Origin of the sequence: Nocardiopsis synnemataformans (assembly GCF_965343085.1) — a bacterium.
GTDB classification, from domain to species: Bacteria; Actinomycetota; Actinomycetes; order Streptosporangiales; family Streptosporangiaceae; genus Nocardiopsis; species Nocardiopsis alborubida.
On sequence record NZ_CBDRFA010000020.1, the window covers coordinates 14,810 to 36,041 of the forward strand.

Here is a 21,232-nt window from a genome sequence, read left to right on the forward strand (position 1 = left end):
CGCGGCCGGATGGCGACGGCCCTGCGTACAGAAGGCGCGGCCGGGGGCGGGCGGCGCGGCCAGGGATGTGGGGTCACGTGGCCGGATGCGGACAGCCGCCCCATGGCCGAGGGCCACCCGAGCGGGTCGCCCCCTTCACTGTGATCTTGTACCTATAGCGAGGTTCATTGGCCATAAGTACAAGATCAGCGCAGGTCGGGCCGCACGCCTCACGCCGGCAACATTTCCGGCCAGGACACGGGGCGGCCCCGACCCCGGCGCGCGGCGGTTACCGGTACCGCGGCCAGTGCCGGAGCGCGGCGCGGGCGATCTCCGCCCCGGTCGGGGTGGCCGTGCCGTGGCCCCACCTGCCCGGGTAGGCGCCCATCAGGCGCAGCACACCACGGGTGCGGTGGACCAGGCCGACGACGTCCGAACCGGAGAGGCCGTTGGGGTGGCCGCCGGTGGTCTCCATGATCCGTGCCGTGTGCCTCTCTGGCTCGGTCTCGCCCGCGGCGAGGCTGAGCAGGAACAGGATGTCGGCGTACCCCTCCAGGGAGGACTCGGCGGCGAACGGGAGCCGTTCCATTACGTGCCTCCACAGCGCGGCCGGATCGGAGCGTGCCCCGCGCCCGGCCGGGGTCAACACGAGCTTCCCCCCGTACCGGCGCACCAGCCTCAGCGTTTGGGCTGACTCGCGCAGCAGCAGGACCGGGGCTGTCTGGTCCTCCCGGTTGAGCTGGCCCACCCACGAGTCCCCCAGGGACAGGGCCTCGGCCGCCTCCTCGACGCTCGCGGGGGGAAGGTACCCGGCCTTGGTGAGACGCACCCCGTCCCCGGCGAGGTGGTCGAGCAGCCACGTGAAGGGTGCGACCGCCGTCCGCACCGAGGCCGGATCCGGGTCGCCGCCGCCGTCCTCGAGCCGGGCCCGCTCCACGAGTTCCCTGACGGCCCCGTGCTCCGGGCACCCGCGGGACCAGTACACGACCTCGTCGACGGGGGTGGGCCGCTTCGGTTCCGGCACGGGCCCCAGCGCGTCGCGTTCATCCCGTGAGGGTCCCGTCCGGGGGAAGCGCGCGGTCAGGAGTTCGTTGACCCTTTCCCTGTCGAAGGGGACGGGCGCCCAGCCAGCGGGGTCGTAGCCCTCGTCCTGGCCGTATCCCTCACGGAAGTCAGCCTTCGCCTCGTCGTGGTGGGGGTGGTCGGGGTCGTTGACCGCGTTCCAGAACTCGTACCCGGGCACCCCTCCGCAGTCGTCCACCAGGGAGGGGCGGCGGCCCGCCGTGCACACCGCCCGGGGCGTGTCCTCGGCGAGGTCGCGGGTGTCCTGGAGCGTGAGGACGTGCTCCCAGGAGTCTCCGAAGTCGTACATGTAGAAGAGCTCGTCGCCCTTGCTGCTGAGCACCTCGTCGAGCCGGACCCGCCGCTCCGGGATCCCGGGGGTGCCCTCCTCGTCCGCGAAGGGCGCCAGGAAGTACCCGGTCCCCCGGCCGTGGAACCTTCCCCCGCCGGTGCCGAACTTGTGCAGGTGGCTGTCGTCCCAGCCGAACACCGCTTGGAGGATGTCGTGGACCTCGTCCAGGTAGAGGTCGCTGGCCAGGTCCAGCCGCCGCCACAACGGAGGCGAGGTGTGCGCGAGCTCCACCCTGACCGTGAGGACGGCGGGCGTGTCGCGACGGGGAGAACGGCGCGGGGAGGGGTCTGCGGCGCCCGATGCGAACATCACGTTCCGACCGTAGCGTGGCGGGGCGGCGGATGTGTGCCGTATGCGCCGATCGGTCTCTCCTCCGGAACCTTCGGGGCACTGCGTCCAAACGGTTTCCGTGCCGGTTACCGTCGGGGGCATGGTGATCCCGAGCGACGCGGAGATCCGCGCACTGCATGAGAAGTACGCGCCCACGAGGGAGGCGTTCGACCTCGTCCACACCCACTGCGAGATCGTGTGCGCGGTCGCCGAGCAGCTGCTCGACCGCTCAGGCCTGGCTCTGGACCGCGCCCTGGTCCGGGCGGGGTAAGCCGCCCTCACCACAATGTCGTAGGGCGTGGCTACGGTGTGTGCTGGTTCGAGGGGGTGTGCACACTGTGTTGACGGGGTTTCGGTACCGGCTCGCGCTCACCGACGAGCAGGCCCAGGCGTGCCAGACTTATGGCGATATCTGTCGGGCGGTGTGGAACACCGGCCTGGACCAGCGGCGTGAGGCCGTGTCCCGCTACCGAGAGAGCCAATCGGTCTTCCACTGCGGCAGGTGCGGGCACAGGGCGCACGCGGACGTGAACGCGGCCCAGAACACCCTGATGCGCGGATGGACTAACCCTTCGGGGTGAACCGTGCCAGCCTGCCGAGACCTCTGGGATGCCATGTCGACGAAGCAGGAACCAGCTGCGGCCGCGAGGCGCGCAGCGCCACCGCCCCGGCAAGGGGTGGTCGGAATCTCCCTCGTTCACGAGGAAGAGGAAGTCAAGTACGCGGACAAGTTCCACAGCAAGCGCACCCCGCCGGTGTTCTTCTCCGCCGACTCCTACGCCGCGTCCATCGCCCGCTTCGGCGAGGACAAGGTGACCCGCTTCAAGGAGCTGCGCACGCGCTTCGGAGTCCCCGACCTGGCCCCGCTCGTGGCCGCCCACGGCCACGCCCTGGTCTGAACCGGGCCCTGTGGGCCGCCGGACCAGGCGGGACACCCACTCACGAGGCAGGGCTCGTGGGGGCGCGCTCTCCCTCCTGACGCGCGGTCCTCCCCGGGACCGGCGTGGGACCCGCGAGGAGGTCCGCGCGCTATTTAATTGACAAGGAAGAAACTTCCCTAGGATGGTGTTGTTCGGGCAAAGGCGCCTCATCCTCCGAGGCCCGGGACCCTTCGAGACACGAGGGAACCCCTCGGACCTACTGACCTGGGAGACCACCATGTCCGATTCGGCGGAGTCGACACCGCAGGCGTCGTCCCTGGACGAGCGCAACCTGAGCGACGGCACGGGCATGGACGCCGTGACCCTGCGCGTGGGCGACCTGGAGTCGATGACCTCGTACTACGCGAACGCGCTCGCCCTGGAGCCCGTCGAGGAACGGGCGCACGGCCGCGAGGTGCACCGTGTGCTCGGCCGCGGCAGGACCCCCATGGTGCGGCTGGTCTCCACCCCGGGGCTGCCCGCCGTCGACGCGCGCCAGGCCGGACTGTTCCACACCGCGTTCCTGTTCGAGGACCCGGCGTCACTCGCCGCGACCGTCTACCGCGCGGCGCGGGAGCCGCGCAGCCGGTTCGTGGGCTCCTCCGACCACCTGGTCAGCGAGGCCTTCTACTTCACCGACCCCGAGGGCAACGGCATCGAGCTCTACACCGACCGGGACCGTTCGGCCTGGAGATACGACCAGGGGCGGTTGCGGATGGGCACGCTGTACCTCGACCCCAACGACTACCTGCGCGCACACCTCGACGAGGCGGTCGTCGCCGAGGGGCCGCGCCGGGCGGGCGGTGTCGGACACGTCCACTTGCAGGTCGGCGACATCGAGACCGCCAGGGCCTTCTACGTCGACGCGATCGGGTTCGAGACCACGGTCGACACCTACCCGGGCGCGCTGTTCGCGTCGGCGGGCGGCTACCACCACCACGTCGCGATGAACACCTGGCAGAGTGCGGGCGCGGGTCCGCGCGCCGCGAGTCTGGGGCTTGGCGACGTGGCGATCACCGTGCCCGCGCGGCAGGACCTCGACGCGCTCGTCACGCGCCTGAGGGCGCACAAGCTGGCCCACGCCGACACCGGCGGGTCGGTGGTGCTCCGCGACCCGTGGGACACACAGGTGACGGTCGCCCTTCCCGGCACCAGCGCCGAGGAGCTCCTGGACCGCTGACCATGGCCGCCGCCTGAGCGGAACAACCGGCTCCACGTGGTCGGCGGCCGCTCCACCCGGACTCATCGCCACCGCTTCGGGCCCCGGGGCGACACCTGCCCTCACGCGGGCTCCCATGAGCCCGGACACGTCCGGCGGGGTCGCTCCGGAAGCGGAGCGCGAGGCGCGCGGACCACTTCCGCCGGGCGGCGGTCAGTCCGTGGCCGGATGCGGCCACCGCCCTCCCGATCCGCCTCCGAGACGCCTCTCCGTGAGGGAACGCCGTCCCGCGACTGGTATCAACGACGGGTGACGCTCGACGGACCGGACGTGTCCGTGCGCATCGAACGGAAGAGGGGGCCTGTGGCCAGGAGCGACCGGGAACGCGCACACATCGTGGACTTCTGGCGGGCGGTGGAGCTCTTCGAACCGCAGAAGGTGGACCGCCCGGACCTTCGGGGTGACACTCCCGTCTGTGACGTGGACTCCGGGCTCCCCCTGCCCTGGGAGAAGGGAAGTCCCCTACGCAACAAGCGTCCGCCGCGCAACACGGTCTGGCGGCACACGGTCCACCTCGGGGTCTTCTCCACACGGGAGACCAACACCATCCTGGACGAGGCCTTCGGTGCCGATCCCAGGCAGGTGGAGGAACGGCCCGGCGCCGAGACCGCCCTGGGCGCCTTCGAGGTGGACGAACGGGGCCAGGCCCTGCTCGGCACGCAGGCGGTGTCCACCTGTGGTTGGGCCGTCGGCAGGACGCTGGCCCCCGGCCCGGGGGCCAAGGACTGGTTGGAGGGGTTCGCCGGGGTCGAGGAACGCTTCGAGACCCTCTACGCGTGGTTGGTCGCCGAACCGGGCCCGGGACCGACACGGGCGCTGCTCGCCCTGGTGGACGGCGGTCTCGTCTCCGCTCCCCTGGTCGAGCTCTGGGCGGCCGTGCGCGACTCGTTGGACGTGTCGGTCGAGGCGGCCGCCGCGGTCTCCGTGGACGGGTTCGACGCCGGGGTGTCGGCCTCGGCCGAGGTGTCGGCGGACGGCACCGCCGGTCCGCGTCCGCCCGCCGCGCCTGACGACCGCTCCTCGCGGGTGCTGGGGCACGGCGAGCTGAGGGCCCTGTGCCAGGTACTGGCGTCGCTGTTGGGCGTGCGGGGTCGGCTCACACTCGGCATGCGGATCAGGAGTTATCCGGTCTCCCAGGCCCGAGCCCAGGACGAGGCCGAACGCCAGGAGGTCCTCCTGGCCCGCCAGGCCGGTGACACCGAGGCCCGCCTGGACGAGGACGTGGACTCCGCGGACACCCCTCTGCTGAACAGCTTCATCGCCGACGACCTGGCCATGGTCGCCGAGGCCGTACGCGAGGGGCGGTACGGGGCAGCGCTGCACGACTACCTCTCCTCCTCCCGGGAGGTGTCCGCGATCGCCCGGCGGGACGTCCGCGCCGAGGGGGCGGCGGCGGTCCGTCGGGTCTCCCCCGAGCTGACACCGCCCGGGCGGTGGCCCGCCAAGGACGCCCACCCCCTCGCGCTGAGCCAGCAGATCGCGATCAACGCCATCACCCGCTCGCTGGGAGAGCGTCCGGGCCTGTTCGCCGTGAACGGTCCGCCGGGCACCGGCAAGACGACCCTGCTGCGGGACCTGGTCGCACACGTGGTCGTGGAGCGGGCTCGGGTGCTGTCCGGCCTGGACAAACCCTGGAACGCCTTCACCACGTGGGGCTCCTGGGAGACCGCCAGGGGACGGACCTCCTTTCCCCGGCTGCGCCCGGAGCTCGCGGGGTTCGAGATCGTCGTCGCCTCGGCCAACAACGGCGCGGTCGACAACGTGACCACCGAGATCCCGGGCCGCCAGGCCGTCGACGAGCGCTGGAAGCACGCCGACTACTTCGCGGCCACCGCCACCAACATGCTCGACGACGGCGAGAAGGCCTGGGGGACCCTGGCCGCCCAGTTGGGCAACGCACGCAACAGGCGCAGGTTCGTCAAACGCTTCTGGTGGGGAGACCGCCCCGACGGTTCTCGGGGTGAGCACGGCATGTACACACTGCTCAGGGAGCTCGACCAGGCGGACCGCGGTGACCAGGGCGCGGCCCTGCGGGAGTGGCGCAAGGCCGTCGAGGACTTCTCCCGGGTCCTGCGGGAACGGGACAGGCTGGTCGCGGTCCGCGAAGCGGTCGCCCGCGACCTGGAGCGCCTACCCGGGCTCAGGCGCGAAACCGACCGGGCGACCCGTACCGTGGCCGAGCGTGGGCGGGAACTGGTTTCGGCGCGGGGCGACCACGAGGAGACCGTGCTTCGGCACGAGGAGGTCCTGAAGCAACGGCAGTCCGTGGAGGCCGAACGCGCCCGGCACTGGGAGTTCAAGCCCGGTTTCTGGGATGTCGTGTTCTCCCTGGGCCGCCGGTTGCGCGAGTGGCAGAGGCGGGACGACGAGCTGATGGGGGTCGTGGAGGATCTGCGCTCGGTCGAACATGAGCGGGGGTTGGAGGAGGCGGAGGCACAGCAGCGGGTGAGCCGGTGCGATCTCGCCCTGGACACCGCCGACCGCGAGCTGGCGAAGGTCCGGAAGCGGCTCGTCTCGGCGGAGAGGACGGTGCACGCCGCCCAACGGAACTGGCCCGGCCATGTGCCCCTCGGAGACCTGCTCACCGACGAGCACGAACGCGAACTGAGTGCCCCCTGGAGCGACCCGGAGCTGACCCGGGCCCGCACCGAGGTGTTCCTGGCCGCCCTGGCCGTGCACGAGGCGTTCGTCCGGGCCGTGCCGGGCAAGCTCGCCAAGAACCTGCGCGCCGCCATGCAGGTCCTCTCCGGCGAGGTGCGCAACGCACCCGCCGACCTGGAGCGTGACGCCCTGCGGAGCCTGTTCCTGGTGGTGCCGGTGGTGTCCTCGACCTTCGCCTCCTACCCCCGGCTCTTCGGCGCCTTCGACTCCGAGTCGCTGGGGTGGCTGCTGGTGGACGAGGCCGGGCAGGCCACACCCCAGCAGGTGGTGGGCGCGCTGTGGCGGTCGCGGCGCGCGGTGATCGTGGGCGACCCGCTCCAGCTGGAACCGGTGACGTCGTTGTCGTTCCCCGCCCAGCAGCACCTGCGGAACCGGTTCGGTGTGGAGGAGCGGTGGTTGCCCGCGCGCACCTCGGTCCAGGCCCTGGCGGACTCGGTGAACCCGTTGGGCACCCTGCTCGACCGCGGCGGGGAGGAGGCCCTGTGGGTGGGATCGCCCCTACGGGTGCACCGCCGGTGCGAGGACCCGATGTTCACCGTCTCCAACCTGGTCGCCTACGACGGGATGATGGTGTACGGCACGCCTCCCCGTGGGGAGCTGGACCTGCCGCCCAGCCAGTGGGTGCACGTTCCCGCGTCCGGTCCGGGTTCCTCGGACCACTGGCGTCCGGCGGAGGGCGAGGCGTTGGAGTGGCTTCTGCGGGGGCTGGAGCGGCGCGGTCACCGCATGGACGACGTGTTCGTGCTGGCCCCGTTCCGGGCTGTGGCCACCAAGGTGGGCCGGATCGCCCGCGGGTTCGGGGTACGGCCCGACCGGACCGGCACCATCCACACCTCGCAGGGCAAGGAGGCCGGTGTGGTGGTCTTCGTGCTCGGTGGATCACCCGACCGGGAAGGGGCGATGGAGTGGGCCAGCCAGACTCCGAACCTGCTGAACGTGGCCGCCAGCCGGGCCAAACGCCGGCTCTACGTGATCGGCGACCACTCCGCCTGGGCGCACCGCCACCACTTCAGGACCCTGGGACGGCACCTGCCGCTGCGCAGGCCCTCGGGAACATGAACAGGCACGTACGGGGTCGCTCCGGAGGCCGAACGTCGGGCGCGCGGACCACGGGATCCGGCACGGGCCGACGGACGGGGTCGGCCGCGTGCGCACGCGGCCGGGCGAAGGACCTGCCCGTGGTCCGGGTCAGGCCCGGACCAGTGACGCCGGGGTCGGCGGGGCGGCCGCCAACTCCTCGGGCGCGGTCAGGTACCAGGCCTCCAGGGTGAGCTCGCTGAGCTCGTCCAGGTCGATCCCGTCGAGGTGGACGACCACCCAGCCGAACCCGCCCGCGGTGAACTGCACCTCGAACACCTCGGGCCGCTCGGCCACCAGCGCGGTCTGCTCCAGCAGGGTCTGTTTCAGCCCCACGGTCGCGGTGCGCGGCCACAGGTAGCCGAAGGGCCTGCCGCGCACGCGGAACGTTGTGTACTGGTCCGAGTCCTTGGACTCGCACTCCGGCAGAGCACTGACCAACCGCACGAACCGCTCGATCTCCACACTCATGGGAGGAGCCAACCACACGCCGCCGACAGGTCGGCGCGCGGCGGGTGGCTGTCCGTCGGTGCCGAGGCCGGGCACGTGCGTCGGTGAGCCCTGCCCAGCCAGGAGGGCCCCGGGTCAGACCAGCGCCGCGACCACCGCCTGCTGGCCGCCCCACCGGGCGAGAAGCCGTGGCCTTCCCTCGGGCTCACCGTCCAGGACCCGCCGGACCAGCACCCGTCCCTCCCGGGCCGGTCCGGTGCCGTCACCAGCGGCACCAACCTCTCTGGAGACCACGACCTGCTGCGGCCTGCGCTCCCGTACCCGGCCGTCCTCCCAGACCTCCAGCTCCGCCTGCTCCTGCTCGCCCGTCAGCGCCCGCCGGAAACACGCGAGGGAGACCTCGTCCTCGGTGCCGTCGTAGACCCAGCGCGTTCCCAGCACGGAGTGCTCCAGGGTGCCGACGAGGTGGTCCTCGTGCCCGGGCAGGGGCGCGCCCCGGTAGGTCAGCGGTACGTGGAGCAGACGGTCCCCGCGCCGGAGCAGGAACACCTCCACCCCGACCTCCCCCTCCGGGTCGTCGAACCGGTACGCGCCGAGTGCTTCGTCGGGCCCCGGGCCCGCCCACGGCTGGCCGTCCAGCCAGGCGCCGATCAGCTCGGGTTTGCTCGGGGTGAGATCGGCCTTGTAGATGATCGCCATGGACACCAGTATCCGGCACGGGGTTCGCGGGGGGGCGCTGGGACCCGGCACACCGTCCACCTTCGGAAGGTGCGGGCTCCGGCCGTAGCGGTGTCAGGCCCGGAAGGCGGGCTCCACGCCGCGACGGGTCCGCGTCGCGGGAACCACGGCCCGCACGTCGCTGCGCCCGCACCGGGGTGTTCCGGGAGGCGACCGGTTCTGCGGGGCTCGACGAGCCGTGGCAGGGGTAGGGGCACAGGCCCCCCGGTGGTCACGCGGCGCTGTGTCCGCGTGGCCACCGGGGCCTGTGGTGCCCGCGCCCCTGTTCCCGGGACCTCACCGGTACCCACTCGGACGGTCTCCTAGCGGGAGAAGTCGTCCGGTCCCCGGGCGGGACCGTGGTAGAACTCGCGGTCCGGCTCATCGTCGGGCACGGGCGGGTAGGTGGGGCCGTCCTCACCCGGCTCCTGGCGGGCGGCGATGGCGACGCCCTGGGCCCGCATCGTCTGGGCGGCCCTGTCGCGCAGCTCGGGAAGCCTCGAGTACAGCACGTTGCCGGGGCAGGCGGTGGCGTTGAAGTCCCGGTGGCCCAGGATGGCGCTGTGGGGGTTGAGTCCGTACGCGCCGCACAGCCACGCCAGGGTCTGCACCAGCGCGTCGGTCAGGGCCGCGGTCGGGCCCACGCTCGTGTACAGGCCCTCGTTCTCGATGCCGATGCAGGTGCTGTTGTGGTTGGCCACGTGGGCGCCCACGACGTGGTTGCCCGCCGCGATGGCCTCCGGCGTGCGGTCGCGGCCCTCCATGACGTAGCCGCCGCGGCTGATGGTCAGCTGCTGGCCGGTGTCGCTCCACCCGTTGGTGTCCATGTGGTGGTTCTGGATCGACCTGGACAGGTTCAGGGCGTGGTCGAGTGTGTAGTTGGTGCTGTTGGGCGTCGCGGTGTGGTGGACCACGATGTAGCGGGGCGGAGCGGCCAGGACCTGGATGGGACTGCTCGGCGGGCGCGCGCCCCAGGCGCCCCGCCAGTACAGGTACGGCCGGGCCGCCTGGACGGAGGCGCTCGTGTCGGTTGTCCGGGCGAAGGCGCTCGTGGCGCCGACCGCGCCGAGGGCGGCGGTGACTGAGGCGATGGTGGCTCCGCGCAGGATGCTGCGCCTGTCCGGACCTGACCGGTGGGTGTTGGTCATGTGGATCCTTGAGGGGGATAGCGGGGGTTACTTGCCAGTTCATGAAAAAACATGGACCCCGCAGTGCGCAAAGGGTCACATCGCGTATTTCTGTGGCCGCTTCCGGCCAGAGAAGCAGCACACAGCCCCTATGGCCAGGTTTCATTCAATGTTGTACGAGCGGCGAGGAGGGCGGAAGGGAGAATCCCCGCGATTCCCGTTCCTTTCCCGCCCTCCTTCTCCTGACCGAGGGCCGCCGGGCGGGGCGGCCGCTCGCCGGCCGCCGCAGGGTGGAGGAACCCCGCCTCAGGTCGCAGAGCACACACGAACCCGGGCAGGGGCCTCGCTCTCCGCGGAATCACCCGTGACCAGAACGTAGGGATCTGCATCGCGAGGGCTCCGGGGCCCTGGCCGATGTGCGGCCGTGGCGTCGATGAGTTCGTCAAGCGCTGTCACGGCCGCCGACAGTTCCTTGACAGCCACACGCAACCGGCTGCGCTCACGTTCCATCACCGTCTGTGCACGCTGAGCCACCACCCGCGAAGGGGAGCGCTCCATACACGGAACCAACTCGGCGATCGTCGCACTGGTGAGCTTGGCCGCGTAGAAGGTCTGGATCAGACGAACACGACGGACGTGGTCCTCCTCGTAAAGACGCTGACCACTCGGCGACCGGCGAACCTCGATGAGCCCTTGTTGCTCGTAGTACCGCAACGACCGCCGACTGACACCCGCCCGTTCCGCGACCTCACCGATCCGCATCGACTCTCCTCTTGCCCATGACACTGGTGTCACCGTTTAGCCTACCGGTGCGCCCACTGCACCTCAGTTTCAGGCGCCTATCACTGTCAAGGACACTTATGATCAAGTTCGCTTTTCTCATCAACCGTCTACCCGGAATGACGGTCGAGGACTTCCAGCGCTACCACCGCGACAGGCACGCGCCCCTGTTCACTTCCATCCCCGAAACGGAAAAGTACGTGCGCAAGTACGCCGTCTCGCATCCGATCGCGGCCGATGGCTACCCGGAGCCGGCCTACGATGGCTTGACCGAGATCTGGTTCGACTCGTGGGACGACCACGACTCCTTCTTCGCGTCCGCGAACTACAAGGCCAAGGTCAATCCCGATGAGTCGAAGTTCATCGACTTCTCGAACGTCGGCGTGATGGTCACCAACGAAACCGTCGTCAAGTAGCACTCACCCCTCACGCGCGCGGGGTGTCGGTCAGCGAGACTCGACATCCCGCGCGGCGCCACCGACTGGTTGAGGTGCCCCGAGATTTCCGGACAGGGGCCCAACACAATGGGCTCGTAAGGAAACAAGGGGAAACGTGGGCCGGACAAGTAAGTACTCACGAGGGTTTCGCGAGGAAGCGATAGGCCTGGTGATCGAAACCCAGAAACCGATCGTCCAGGTCGCGAAACACCCTGACGGCTCCTGGGGGTCGTGACGGCGAAGCCCGACCCCACCAGCCGTCGCTCCAGCGGCTCTGCGACGCGCGCTCGCGTCCGATCCGGACCACCCGTGCGACGGCGGTGGATAGGACCGTCAGGTTCGGTCGGCGCGGAGAACACCGAAGCGTTCCTTTTTCCCGCTGTCGGGCGAAACGCGCCCTGTCCGGTGGGTGCGCTGCCCGGGTCCCCGTCCCCGCTTCCGTACCTGGGTGAGTCCAGTGCGGTGCTCGGCCGACCGGTGAGCCCTCGCGGTCACCCCTCTAGAAAGGCCAGAGCTGGGAGGCCGCGGTGGCGGCTCCCGAGACCGTGGCCGTGAAGAGCAGTGCCGCGCCCGCGCATCCGCCGCTGCCCTTCTTCTCCGGTTCCACGGTGATCCGGGCGTTGATCCTGTGGGGCCCCCGGTCCGACCGGCGCTCGTACGACGCCGTACGGTCACGGCGTTCGAAGGGCGCCACGAACTGCTCGTGGTACTGCCGGTCGGACAGCTCGCGGGGGCGCCAGAACGCCTGCCAGGGCTTCCGGTCCGCCTCCTCCTGCTGCTCGGCCCGGAGCTGGGCGGCGACCATCACCCCGGTCCCGTCGTCGAACAGGCCGCGCTCCGCCTTGTCGACGGCCGCCTTCAGCAGGTCCCAGGCCTCGGCGGGGGTCGCCACCCGGATGTCCGTCTCCCGGGCCCTGCGGACCTTCGCGTCGTCCGCTCCCGGTTCGGCGATGACCAGCCGCACCGTCTTGGTGACGTTCACCCCGACCGTCGCGCCGTGGGACACCGCGAAGTCCACGACCGCGTTCACCGACCCGTCCTCCCCCACCGGAACGACGCGCCAACCCTTGAGCGGACCGTTCCTGCGCGCCTTCTCCTGGTCCGCGACGTAGAGCAGGTCCTGGATGACGTGTCCCGCGCCCAGGTTCTTGGCGGCCCTCTCCAACTCCCTGAGTTCGGTGGAGGTCACCCGCCCGTCGGCCTCGGCGCGGGCGCGTGCCTCCAGGAGCACCTGCTCGTGCACCCGGCGCACCGTGGACTGGGTGAACCCCGCCCGGGTGGCGAGCAGGGAGAGCCGTTGCGCCTCGTCACCGACGATCTTCCCGTCCGCGAGGGCGTGCCCCAGCATGGAACGGTAGGCGGCCACACCCTGGGGGTGGGGACGGGGCGAGGGGGTCATGTCGGGCAGCCCCGCGGCCAGGTTGGCCAGCCACCCCTCCCGCCCCTTGCGGAGGTCGCTGGTGCGCGGAGCGATCCGCCCGCTGCGGGAAACCCGCGGCGCGGCCACGGGTCCGGAGCCGGACCAGACGAGCGGCTGCGGGCTCTCGTTCACCAGCACCGAGAGCATGCGGGCGAGGTGGCGGGCGTCGGCCAGGGCGTGGTGCTGCCCCTGCATCCACTCCCCGGTCATCAGCTGGTACAGCTGGTGCTGGCGGTAGGCGTACCGGTCCAGGTGGGCACGGAGGGCCTGGAGCGTGCACAGTCCCGGCAGCCCGGAGGGGCGCATACCCAACGCCGTGAACTCCGCTTCGAGGAACTGCTCCTCGAAGGGCAGGTTGTGCGCGACGACCACCGCGTCGGACAGGTAGGTCACCAGGTCACCAGCGATGTCGGCGAAGGCGGGCGCTTCGGCCGCCTGGGCGGGGGTGATGCCGTGGAACTCCTCCCCCGTGAGGGGGCGCCCGGGGTTGACCAGGGTCGCGTACTCGTCGACGACCGTGCCGTCGCCGCGCATGCGCACCACGGCCACCTCACAGATCCGGTGGCCTCCGCGGGGGTCGAGCCCGGTGGTCTCCACGTCCAGGACGGCGAACAGCATCCGTCGCGGATCGGTTCCCTGGCCTCGGGTCAGGCGGCCGTGGGTGAACATGCGTACCTCCGATGCGGAAATTCGAGGGGACCGCCCCGGGGAGGGCTGGGACGGTGGGGGCGACCGTCAACTGGTTCGGAAGCGCTGCGCGCAGCGGGATTCCATCGAGGTCCCGCCGAAGTCGTGGTCGATGTCGCCGCGTCCTCCGATCCGCGGTGACAGGGCCGCATCCCTTTCGGGACCAAAGCCCTGTCTGGGGGTAGGCCGCCGAGCCGGGTCAACCCGAAGGCCCGCGTCGCCGTCAGATCATCGAGAGCTCTCCGAGACTCCGCTGAACCCAATGTACACACCTCAAGTGTGAACCTAGTTAACAATCAAGTCTCGGTCGCGGGATGGCACCCGATCAGCTCGGATCTGGGTTTCGTGCCTCCCCACCGCTGAGAGCTGGCGCAGCCGCGCCACTGCACCAGCACCTCCGTCACGTGCTCGAACCGCTCCGCCCACGGCGTTGCTCCGGGCTTCCCCGAAAAGCCCGGAGCAGTGCCGGTGACGTCGGTGACGGCCGGGAAGGCGACGCGAATGCCCGCTCCGGCTCAGAGCGGTTCGTGGAGGAAGCCCACCTTCTCCAACAGGGCGATGTGATCGGTGCCGAGGCCGTCCAGGAAGGCGCTCACTTCTGGGTGCGGAGCCCGGTGCAGCGGCGCGCTGGTGCGGAGGAGCCCCACCCGCGACAGCTCCTCGCCGCCCAGGCGGGAGAACGGGGTGGCGGGCGGGTCGACGCGGTACAGCCGCCAGGCGCTCCCCCTGGGGCGGGAGGCGAGCAGCATCCTCGGTCTGCTCCACACCAGCAGAGCCCACGCCTTGGGTCCCTGGGCGTGCACGATCACCGGCCCGACGTGCTCCTCCAGGATCTCGGCGACCCTGGCGGCCACCGGAACCGGGTTGGTGAAGTCCCCGTGGACCCGGTGCACCCCGGAGTCGGCTTCCAGGGTCCAGCCCGACGTCTCCAGCAGCTCCTCGCGCACGGACGCCAGGGGATCGTCCTCCCAGGCCATCCGTATCACCCGTTCGAGCCCGGCCGGGCCGAGCACGCGGGCGTGGGACGCCTCGGGGGCGAGGAGCAGCCCCGAGTCGAGTCCGGGGTCGGCCAGGGCGACCCGCTCGCGCAACCGGGACCAGGTGGTGCGGGCTTCCCGCGATTCGGGGGTCCCCGCGTTGAGCGGGACGTCCTCCAGCAGCAGTCCGGCGCACACGGCGGTCACCAGGCAGGCCTGTTCGAGGGCCTGGCCGGGGATCGCCTCCTCCTCGCGGACCAGTCCGCGGGCCAGCCGGGCCAGCTCGGGACGCCAGGACTCGTCCCCGCTGCTCCAGACACCTCCGCCGAGCAGCCGGACCACCACACGGGTCACCAGGAGCCGTACCGGAAGGGGCGGCACGGGAGCGCCCTCATCGGGGACACAGGTGTTCACCGCGCGCCTGGTCCACCCGCGCCAGCGCCGCTTCTCCTGGTCGGTGAAGCCCCTCCCGCGCTCCTCCCCTTCCTGCGCGGCCTCCGACGTCTCCTCCTGGGCACCCTCCTCCTTGCCCTCCTCGTCCTCCTCCCGGGCCCCGGCCAGGCTCCAGCGCTCCTCCCCCGCCTTCGAGCCGTCTCGGCTCGCGGCGGGGGTTCGGCGGCCGAACATACTCACCGTCAGCGGTACGCCGAAGGTCCTCTCACAGTCTTCGAGGTACTCCGCCCACCGGTCCCCGACCGAGGCCTCAACGGTGCCGGAGCGGTCCTCGGCGGCTGCCGTCTCCCGGGTCGCCGCGCCGGTCAGGCCGTGCGCGGCCAACTCCTCCGCCAGCCGCAGGACGTCCCGCTGGAACTCCCGCTCCGATGCGTCGTCGAACAGCGACTCCTCGGTGTGGGCACGGCGCATCCGCGGTCTGGAGTCCTCCCCGGTCGGCCGTGCGCACGCCTTCGGGTCGACGGTGAAGACCGGTGCGGAGGCTCTGCCGTCGGGTGCACGCACCCGTACCACCAGCCCACCCCCGCCCCAGGTGGCGAAGGTTCCCTCCACCTCACCGGCACTGATCGTGCCCACGTCCTCCCAGGTCCCGGGGGAACCGTGCCGGGACGACTCGACCACGACGTCCACGGAGTGGGCGTCGGCCAGGGTCACCACCAGGCTCTCCCCCCTCAGAAAGGCTCCGAGCGGCACCGGCACGCCGGAGGCGTGTTGGCTCTCGAACCGCCCGATGGTGTTGACCCCCGCCAGCCGGGAGACGGGAAGAGCCGCGGCCTCGGGCATCAGGGAGGCCTCGACCGGGACGATCGTGCCCAGCTCGCAGTTGCCGCCCTCGTGGACGGAGCGCAGCAGCGCCGCCTCGGTGAGGTTGGCACTGCCGGTCAGCGCCCACCGACCCTCCCCCACCGACCACTCCACGAGCTTGCCGTGGCGGGGCACCTTCTCCTCCAGGAGGCGGAGTTCGGCGTCGGTGCCGGCGAGCGCCCGGGCGAGGGCGTCACCGTCGTAACTGCCCGAGGACTCCTGCACCCCCAGCACCACCCGGGCCGGGTTCAGCCGCTCCACCAGGGCCCGCAGCGCGCGGGCGCCGGGGTCGATGAACGGCGCGTACAGGCGCAGCTCGTCCACGGGACCCGCGTCCAGCTGTTCGATCAGGCCCCGGTCGAGGTTGTGCACCACCCGCGTCCCGGTCTCGTCCGGCGCGCCGACCAGCAGCAGCTCCTCCAGCTGGTCGGCCACCTGGTCCAGCCGGTCCACCATGTACCCGGGCAGGCGCACGGCACCTGATCCGACGCACTCACGCAACCATGTGACCAGGTCGTCCAGTTCGTAGGGCATCCCGTCGAAGTCGCCGCGCAGCACCGTCCACAGCTCGTCGTTGTGCCCCCATCCGGCCAGGGTCGGGTTGCCCGAGCCGATCGCCGCCACCAGCTCGTGGTCGCCGAGCAGCAGCGCCAGCTTGGGGTGGAAGGCCGACCCCCCGCAGGAGGCCAGGGCGTGCGTGTAGTCGCGTCCGGCCCTGCGCACGTCCACGGGGTCGTACCTGCTCTGGGCGGCGTCGCCGAGCAGGGTGACGGCCGCGCCCAGACCGCGGGCCATGGGTACCGCGGCGCGTTCCAGGAACGGCAGGTCCATGGTGAACCCGGTGAGCAGGAACTCGCGCAGCGGAGCGCCGTCGGTGCGTTCGTGCCACTCGTGGAGCAGGCTCAGCGGGGAGTACAGGCTCATCCGGCCACCTCCAGCAGCCTCGCACCGGTGTCGGTCAGGGCCCCGGCGGGGCCCCTGTCCTCGCTGACCAGCCCCAGTTGCAGGGCCAGACCTGCCATCTCGTTGATCCGGGTGGCCGGTTCGCCCCTGCCCTCGTCACCGGTGCTGTAGTACCTGCCGTTGCGCTCGTGGACCTTGGAGAACACGGTGATCCTGCCGCCGTCCCCGATCCTCGTCTTCTCCCGGGCGACCCGCTGGGACTGGTGGAGCATGTCCGAGACCAGTCCGGCGGCGAACTCGGCGACGGGCCGGTCCAGCAGGTCGTCCCTGCGCTGGGCCACCCACAGGGGGTTCAGGAACTCCTTGGCCTGCCCCAGGAAGGCCCGGTGGGCGTCCCCCTGCAACTCTGCGGCTCTTCGCGCGCCCAACAGCAGCAGCTCCACGTTGAGTCGCGGGGTGTCCTCGTCGTGGGCGTCGAGGAGGCCCTCCTCGGCGGCGGCCGGGTGCCCGCCCCCGGTGGTGTCGGGCAGGTCCCGCGCGAACGCCCGCACACTCGTGTCCGGCATCAGCGACGCCACCCGGTCCCGGAGTTCGTCCTCGGTCGAGCCCGACCCGGAGTCCCCGTCGTTCATGCAGCCGGTCACGAACGACCACAGCCGGCGCCAGGCTCCCACCGAGAACCGGCGCAGCAGGGCCCCGCGCCATCCCAGGGCCTGGGGGTGGGCGCCCAGGACGGGGTCGGTCACCGCGGTGTCCCCGTAGGCGACGGCGGCGCGGAAGGCCCGCTCCCAGGTCCACTCCCAGGACCAGTCCGTGCGCTCGCGGTAGAGCGCGGCGGTACGTCCCAGGATCCGCAGGGCGGCGCGCCGGTGCAGGTCCTCGGGCTCCCAGGAGTCGGGGTCGTGGAATCCCTGTTCGGAGGCGGTGAACAGGCCCGCCAACCATGGGACCTCGGCTTCGGTGAGGTGGTGCGCCCCCACTTCGGCCAGCGCGACCAGGCGGTCCCGGGACAGGTGGTCGTGCGCGGTCGCCCCGAACAGCGGGGCGAACACCTCCCGGACCGGTTCGGGGCACGCGTGCCGACCCGGCAGGGGCAGGGCATCGCCTCCGGCGGCCACCCCCAGGGACAGGCACGGGCCCCGGTAGTCGGACCAGAACCCGAGCCCGCGCGGCGAGTAGCTTCGGAGCGGCGCCTCGGCGCTGTGGGCCGCCGCGCAGGCGGCCAGGTCCAGCCCGTCGTCGCCCAGGTGCGGCCGGACCCCGTCGGTGCCGTGCGGCTTGCCCCCGGCCACGCGGTCGTGGACGTGTCCGGCGTCCTGGCACGCCGCCGTGACGGCCGCCATCAGCACCTCGCCCCGGCGCAGGAGCCGGAGCCGCTGTTCCTCGCTGGCCTCCACGCGTTCGCAGTGCTCCGCCAGAGCCGCGTAGAACGCGTAGGGGCGGGCGAAGTGGGTCAGTGTGGAGACGCCCGGGAGCAGTCGGTCCACGGTGTCCAGAACGGGACGGGCCACCCGGAGCGGATCGATTCCGCCCCGTTGGTCCAGTCCTCTACCGGCCCAGACCGGGCCTTCGACGGTCGCTGGCACGGAGGCCTCTCCATACGGGGGGTGGGGGCGGGGGCGGGGATGGGGGTGGGGCGGTGACCGAGTCTAGACGGGTGCTCCCCGGGGTCGCCCGCTCCCCCGTCCCTCGGGCCTTGTGTGAGGTGTCTCGTATATCGCTCACCTGTCGCTCACTTCTGGTCGTGACCCACTGACATGATGTCGTTCATGTCTTCCCCTGCCTCCCCTTCTCCCTCCATGTCCCCCGGCTCCCCACAGGCTCCGCGTAGGCGTCGTCTGCGCGGCGGCTACGTCGCGAGCCTGGTCTCCGCGGTCGTCACGCTGGTGGTCTTCGGAATCCTGCTGGCGCTGGGTCCCTGGGTGCGTCACCCCGCACCGGACTTCATCAGCGAGGTGGACACGAACCTGTACGTCCGGCTGGAGGTCGACAGGGAGGACCTCGACACCATCGGGGTCTACGGCCTGTCGTTCGACACCCCGTGTTCGTTCACCACCCCCTCCGGCGCTCCGGGGGAAAGCGAGTACCACACTGTGCGCAGCGTCGACTACGGGGCCGAGGAGTGGCACCTGGTCCAGACCCTGGAAGTCACCGAGAGCGGCACCTACAGCATCAGTTGCAGCAACACGACCTCCGAGTTCGGCCTCGCCTCCACCTACGTGGCCGACAGCGCCGGAACGCGGCAGTTCATGTGGGCGATGACCTGGATCACCCTGCCGACCTTGGGACTGGTGGCCACCGTGACCTTCGCCGTGGTCACCCGGGTGCGCGACCGGCGGGAGAGGGCCGCCGCCTCCGAGCGTCCCTGATCCACGCGTGAAGAACCCCGGGGCCCGCCGGTGTGCGGGCCCCTCCGTGTGTGCTGGTGGACGGCCGGAGGAGGCGCCCCCTCAGTACACGATCCGGTGCCTGTCACCGACCGGGCCTTCGGCCGCGGAGTCCTGCGCACCGCGGCCGAGGCGACCAACGGCGTGACGGACTGCCTGGTCATGCCCGGAGGAGGTTGGCGGCCGCTCACGGAGGCGCCCAAGTAGCACATATCCGATATGACCAGGGAAAACATTTTCCGCGAACGACAGAAGGGAAACAGGGGTCGCCAACCTACGGAACCGTAGGTTACGCTGCCGTAGGTACTGATGCGGCAACGACCACAAGGCGGCAGATGATGTCCTCCCGCATGTCCAAGCCCCCCGTAGCGGGGGAGGCGCGCACCGCTCCGGGTGGTGCGCCCGAGATCGACCTGGATCCGGAGCTCCGCACCATGAAGGACCGTGTCACGGTCTTCGTGTACGTGCTCATCCCGCTGCTGGCGGTGGCCGCGGCGGTCCCCTTCGCCTGGGGATGGGCGCTCAGCTGGGTGGACGTGGCCATCGGCGTCGTCTACTTCCTGATCGGCGGGCTGGGCATCACGGTCGGCTTCCACCGCTACTTCACCCACGGCGCGTTCAAGGCCAAGCGCCCGCTGCGCATCGCGCTGGCGATCGCCGGCACGCTGGCCTTCCAGGGCGCCGTCATCAAGTGGGTGGCCGACCACCGGCGGCACCACAAGTTCGCCGACGCCGACGGCGACCCTCACTCGCCGTGGCGCTTCGGCGACGACTGGAGGTCCGTGGCCAAGGGCCTCTACTACGCCCACATGGGCTGGCTGTACCTGGACAACCGCAGGACCTCGCTCAAGCGGTTCGCCCCCGACCTGCTCAAGGACAAGGACATCGTGGCGATCGACCGCTGGGCGGTGCCGATCTTCATGTTCTCCCTGTTCTCCCCGGCCGTCATCGGTGGCCTGGTCACCATGTCCTGGTGGGGCGCGTTCACCGCCTTCTTCTGGGGCGGCCTGGTCCGTCTGGCGCTCCAGCAGCACGTCACCTGGTCGGTCAACTCCATCTGCCACACCATCGGCGAGGAGAACTTCGAGGTGCGCGACCGCTCCCGCAACGTGTGGTGGCTGGCCATCCCGTCCTTCGGCGAGTCCTGGCACAACCTGCACCACGCCGACCCCACCTGCGCGCGCCACGGCGTGCTCAAGGGCCAGATCGACATCTCCGCCCGGATCATCTGGATCTTCGAGAAGTTCGGCTGGGCCTCCAAGGTCCGCTGGCCCGACAACGAGCGGCTGAGGGCCAAGATGGTCAACCCGCGGTAGGACGGCGTCCGGATGTACACGCCCCGCTGGGTTCTCCGTCGGCTCCGTGGGCGTGAGGGGCCCGGCCGTGTGACCACACACAGCGACCGGGACGGAACGGGCCATGGACGACACAGACCGCTCGATCGACGACTCCCACCGTCCTCGACCCTCGAGATGTACAGCCCGGTTCGCTCACTCCTATCCTTGAGATCATGAACGCCCAGCCCCCGAAACCCTCCCCGCGCCCCGTTCCCTCCGTAGAGCTCCGCGCCTCTCACGACGACCGGGAAGCGGTGGTGGAGCAACTGCGCGACGCGGCGGCCGAGGGGCGCATCGACCTCGATGAGCTGGACGCGCGCCTGGAGCAGGCGCTGAATTCCAGGACCCACGCCGAGCTGGCCGTCCTGACCGCCGACCTGCCCAGGCCGCAGCCCCCTGAGAGCCAGCCGCCGCTGGTGCTCAAGGGCGGCATACACGGCGCGTCTCGCGGCCCCGGACGCTGGGAGGTGCCCAGGCACGTGATCGCCCACGGAGGCATAGCGGGGGTGAAGATCGACTTCACCCGAGTCGAGTGCCGCTTCGCGGAGGTCGCGGTGGAGGCGTACGGGGAGGCCGCTGGCGTCACGATCGTCATCCCCGACGGCTGGGCGGCGGACACCAGCGGCGTGGATCCCGGCATCGGCGGCCTGAAGGACAAGACGACTCCCGACCGGCGCGCGGGAACTCCGCTGATCCGGCTCACCGGGTCCGGCGGCATGGCGGGAGTGGTCATCCGCCACCCCAACCGCTGGGAACGGCGCAAGCTGAACAGCAACCCGAAGCAGGACTAGGCCTGTTCTGGGTTTTGATCACGGTTCGGGCGCCCGCCCCGAGCGAGTGCCCGAACCGGTAAATCAGACCCACGGCACGCGGTGCGCATGCGCGTGGACCCCGACCTGCTCCAAGACCTGGACAAGGCCCTGACCGAGGAAAAGGGGATCCGTCAACACAACGACAAGACCGCGTAGACCCCACCACCCAGGACACGGCCGAGACCGAGCGGACACTGCGCCGTGCACTACGGCGCCGCCGCAAAGCCCGGTTGAAAGCCACTGACCTGGGACGCTCCCGAGGCTGGCTGACCAGCAAGGTGAGGTGCGGCTCGGCAGAATCCAGTCGGGTCGTCCGCCCTCCGTCCTGCTCAGACCTGGCC

Annotated in this window: 17 protein-coding genes and 1 pseudogene; 10 read left to right on the forward strand and 8 right to left on the reverse strand. The window is 71.1% G+C overall.

Features of this window, described 5'->3' with window-relative positions; all coding sequences use genetic code 11:
• Positions 1 to 268: 268 nt before the first annotated feature.
• Complete coding sequence (locus tag ACSIH6_RS13650) at positions 269 to 1,702, reverse strand: plasmid pRiA4b ORF-3 family protein (RefSeq protein ID WP_435108723.1); 1,434 nt, start codon at positions 1,700 to 1,702, stop codon at positions 269 to 271.
• A gap of 121 nt (positions 1,703 to 1,823) precedes the next feature.
• Between ACSIH6_RS13650 and ACSIH6_RS13655 the strand changes: the two genes are divergently transcribed.
• The 5 genes and pseudogenes from ACSIH6_RS13655 (at position 1,824) to ACSIH6_RS13675 (ending at position 7,582) form a co-directional block, all read left to right on the forward strand.
• A complete protein-coding gene (locus ACSIH6_RS13655) occupies positions 1,824 to 1,994 on the forward strand; it encodes a hypothetical protein (RefSeq protein ID WP_435108644.1) in 171 nt (56 codons plus the stop codon).
• 67 nt (positions 1,995 to 2,061) lie between these two features.
• The gene (locus ACSIH6_RS13660) at positions 2,062 to 2,304 is read left to right on the forward strand and encodes a helix-turn-helix domain-containing protein (protein WP_435108724.1); all 243 of its coding nucleotides are present in this window, start codon (positions 2,062 to 2,064) and stop codon (positions 2,302 to 2,304) included.
• A 120-nt stretch (positions 2,305 to 2,424) separates the two neighbouring features.
• Positions 2,425 to 2,622, forward strand: a pseudogene (locus ACSIH6_RS13665) (phosphohydrolase); the annotation flags it as partial.
• 259 nt (positions 2,623 to 2,881) lie between these two features.
• Positions 2,882 to 3,823: a VOC family protein gene (locus tag ACSIH6_RS13670; RefSeq protein WP_435108645.1), complete on the forward strand. Its 942-nt coding sequence runs from the start codon at positions 2,882 to 2,884 to the stop codon at positions 3,821 to 3,823.
• A 288-nt stretch (positions 3,824 to 4,111) separates the two neighbouring features.
• Entirely contained in the window at positions 4,112 to 7,582 is a 3,471-nt protein-coding gene (locus ACSIH6_RS13675; protein WP_435108646.1) for a DEAD/DEAH box helicase, read from the forward strand.
• A 129-nt stretch (positions 7,583 to 7,711) separates the two neighbouring features.
• On the opposite strand, the gene ACSIH6_RS13680 is transcribed toward ACSIH6_RS13675, so the two are convergent.
• The 4 genes from ACSIH6_RS13680 to ACSIH6_RS13695 all read right to left on the reverse strand — a co-directional run bounded on the left by ACSIH6_RS13680 (position 7,712) and on the right by ACSIH6_RS13695 (position 10,656).
• Complete coding sequence (locus ACSIH6_RS13680) at positions 7,712 to 8,071, reverse strand: MmcQ/YjbR family DNA-binding protein (RefSeq protein WP_435108647.1); 360 nt, start codon at positions 8,069 to 8,071, stop codon at positions 7,712 to 7,714.
• Positions 8,072 to 8,185: 114 nt separating this feature from the next.
• A complete protein-coding gene (locus ACSIH6_RS13685; RefSeq protein WP_435108648.1) occupies positions 8,186 to 8,749 on the reverse strand; it encodes a CG0192-related protein in 564 nt (187 codons plus the stop codon).
• Positions 8,750 to 9,090: 341 nt separating this feature from the next.
• Entirely contained in the window at positions 9,091 to 9,915 is an 825-nt protein-coding gene (locus tag ACSIH6_RS13690) for a peptidoglycan recognition protein family protein (RefSeq protein WP_435108649.1), read from the reverse strand.
• Between the two features lie 285 nt (positions 9,916 to 10,200).
• Entirely contained in the window at positions 10,201 to 10,656 is a 456-nt protein-coding gene (locus ACSIH6_RS13695) for a MerR family transcriptional regulator (RefSeq protein WP_435108650.1), read from the reverse strand.
• A 98-nt stretch (positions 10,657 to 10,754) separates the two neighbouring features.
• Between ACSIH6_RS13695 and ACSIH6_RS13700 the strand changes: the two genes are divergently transcribed.
• Positions 10,755 to 11,090 (forward strand): EthD domain-containing protein, encoded by a 336-nt coding sequence (locus ACSIH6_RS13700; protein WP_435108651.1) that lies wholly within the window; start codon positions 10,755 to 10,757, stop codon positions 11,088 to 11,090.
• A 520-nt stretch (positions 11,091 to 11,610) separates the two neighbouring features.
• Here ACSIH6_RS13700 and ACSIH6_RS13705 read toward each other — a convergent pair.
• The 3 genes from ACSIH6_RS13705 to ACSIH6_RS13715 all read right to left on the reverse strand — a co-directional run bounded on the left by ACSIH6_RS13705 (position 11,611) and on the right by ACSIH6_RS13715 (position 17,941).
• The gene (locus ACSIH6_RS13705; protein ID WP_435108652.1) at positions 11,611 to 13,200 is read right to left on the reverse strand and encodes a 3'-5' exonuclease; all 1,590 of its coding nucleotides are present in this window, start codon (positions 13,198 to 13,200) and stop codon (positions 11,611 to 11,613) included.
• 533 nt (positions 13,201 to 13,733) lie between these two features.
• On the reverse strand, positions 13,734 to 16,376 hold the full coding sequence (locus ACSIH6_RS13710; protein ID WP_435108653.1) for a hypothetical protein: 2,643 nt from the start codon (positions 16,374 to 16,376) through the stop codon (positions 13,734 to 13,736).
• Complete coding sequence (locus ACSIH6_RS13715; RefSeq protein ID WP_435108654.1) at positions 16,373 to 17,941, reverse strand: hypothetical protein; 1,569 nt, start codon at positions 17,939 to 17,941, stop codon at positions 16,373 to 16,375. The genes ACSIH6_RS13710 and ACSIH6_RS13715 overlap by 4 nt, the downstream gene beginning before the upstream one ends.
• Before the next feature lie 183 nt (positions 17,942 to 18,124).
• Here ACSIH6_RS13715 and ACSIH6_RS13720 point away from each other — a divergent pair, with 183 nt between their 5' ends.
• The 4 genes from ACSIH6_RS13720 to ACSIH6_RS13735 all read left to right on the forward strand — a co-directional run bounded on the left by ACSIH6_RS13720 (position 18,125) and on the right by ACSIH6_RS13735 (position 20,870).
• Positions 18,125 to 18,724: a hypothetical protein gene (locus ACSIH6_RS13720; RefSeq protein ID WP_435108655.1), complete on the forward strand. Its 600-nt coding sequence runs from the start codon at positions 18,125 to 18,127 to the stop codon at positions 18,722 to 18,724.
• 96 nt (positions 18,725 to 18,820) lie between these two features.
• Positions 18,821 to 18,949, forward strand: a complete 129-nt coding sequence (locus ACSIH6_RS13725; RefSeq protein WP_435108656.1) for a hypothetical protein — start codon at positions 18,821 to 18,823, stop codon at positions 18,947 to 18,949.
• 143 nt (positions 18,950 to 19,092) lie between these two features.
• Positions 19,093 to 20,058, forward strand: coding sequence for an acyl-CoA desaturase (locus tag ACSIH6_RS13730; protein WP_435108657.1), 966 nt, complete (start codon positions 19,093 to 19,095; stop codon positions 20,056 to 20,058).
• Positions 20,059 to 20,252: 194 nt separating this feature from the next.
• Complete coding sequence (locus ACSIH6_RS13735; protein ID WP_435108658.1) at positions 20,253 to 20,870, forward strand: DUF1707 SHOCT-like domain-containing protein; 618 nt, start codon at positions 20,253 to 20,255, stop codon at positions 20,868 to 20,870.
• The last annotated feature ends 362 nt before the right edge of the window (positions 20,871 to 21,232 follow it).

Excerpts from the sequence above, each read along its gene's own strand:
- ACSIH6_RS13650 (WP_435108723.1), bottom strand. The coding sequence starts at position 1,702 with ATGTTCGCATCGGGCGCCGCAGACCCCTCCCCGCGCCGTTCTCCCCGT.
- ACSIH6_RS13655 (WP_435108644.1), top strand. The coding sequence starts at position 1,824 with ATGGTGATCCCGAGCGACGCGGAGATCCGCGCACTGCATGAGAAGTAC.
- ACSIH6_RS13670 (WP_435108645.1), top strand. The coding sequence starts at position 2,882 with ATGTCCGATTCGGCGGAGTCGACACCGCAGGCGTCGTCCCTGGACGAG.
- ACSIH6_RS13680 (WP_435108647.1), bottom strand. The coding sequence starts at position 8,071 with ATGAGTGTGGAGATCGAGCGGTTCGTGCGGTTGGTCAGTGCTCTGCCG.
- ACSIH6_RS13685 (WP_435108648.1), bottom strand. The coding sequence starts at position 8,749 with ATGGCGATCATCTACAAGGCCGATCTCACCCCGAGCAAACCCGAGCTG.
- ACSIH6_RS13690 (WP_435108649.1), bottom strand. The coding sequence starts at position 9,915 with ATGACCAACACCCACCGGTCAGGTCCGGACAGGCGCAGCATCCTGCGC.
- ACSIH6_RS13695 (WP_435108650.1), bottom strand. The coding sequence starts at position 10,656 with ATGCGGATCGGTGAGGTCGCGGAACGGGCGGGTGTCAGTCGGCGGTCG.
- ACSIH6_RS13700 (WP_435108651.1), top strand. The coding sequence starts at position 10,755 with ATGATCAAGTTCGCTTTTCTCATCAACCGTCTACCCGGAATGACGGTC.
- ACSIH6_RS13705 (WP_435108652.1), bottom strand. The coding sequence starts at position 13,200 with ATGTTCACCCACGGCCGCCTGACCCGAGGCCAGGGAACCGATCCGCGA.
- ACSIH6_RS13710 (WP_435108653.1), bottom strand. The coding sequence starts at position 16,376 with ATGAGCCTGTACTCCCCGCTGAGCCTGCTCCACGAGTGGCACGAACGC.
- ACSIH6_RS13720 (WP_435108655.1), top strand. The coding sequence starts at position 18,125 with ATGTCTTCCCCTGCCTCCCCTTCTCCCTCCATGTCCCCCGGCTCCCCA.
- ACSIH6_RS13730 (WP_435108657.1), top strand. The coding sequence starts at position 19,093 with ATGTCCAAGCCCCCCGTAGCGGGGGAGGCGCGCACCGCTCCGGGTGGT.
- ACSIH6_RS13735 (WP_435108658.1), top strand. The coding sequence starts at position 20,253 with ATGAACGCCCAGCCCCCGAAACCCTCCCCGCGCCCCGTTCCCTCCGTA.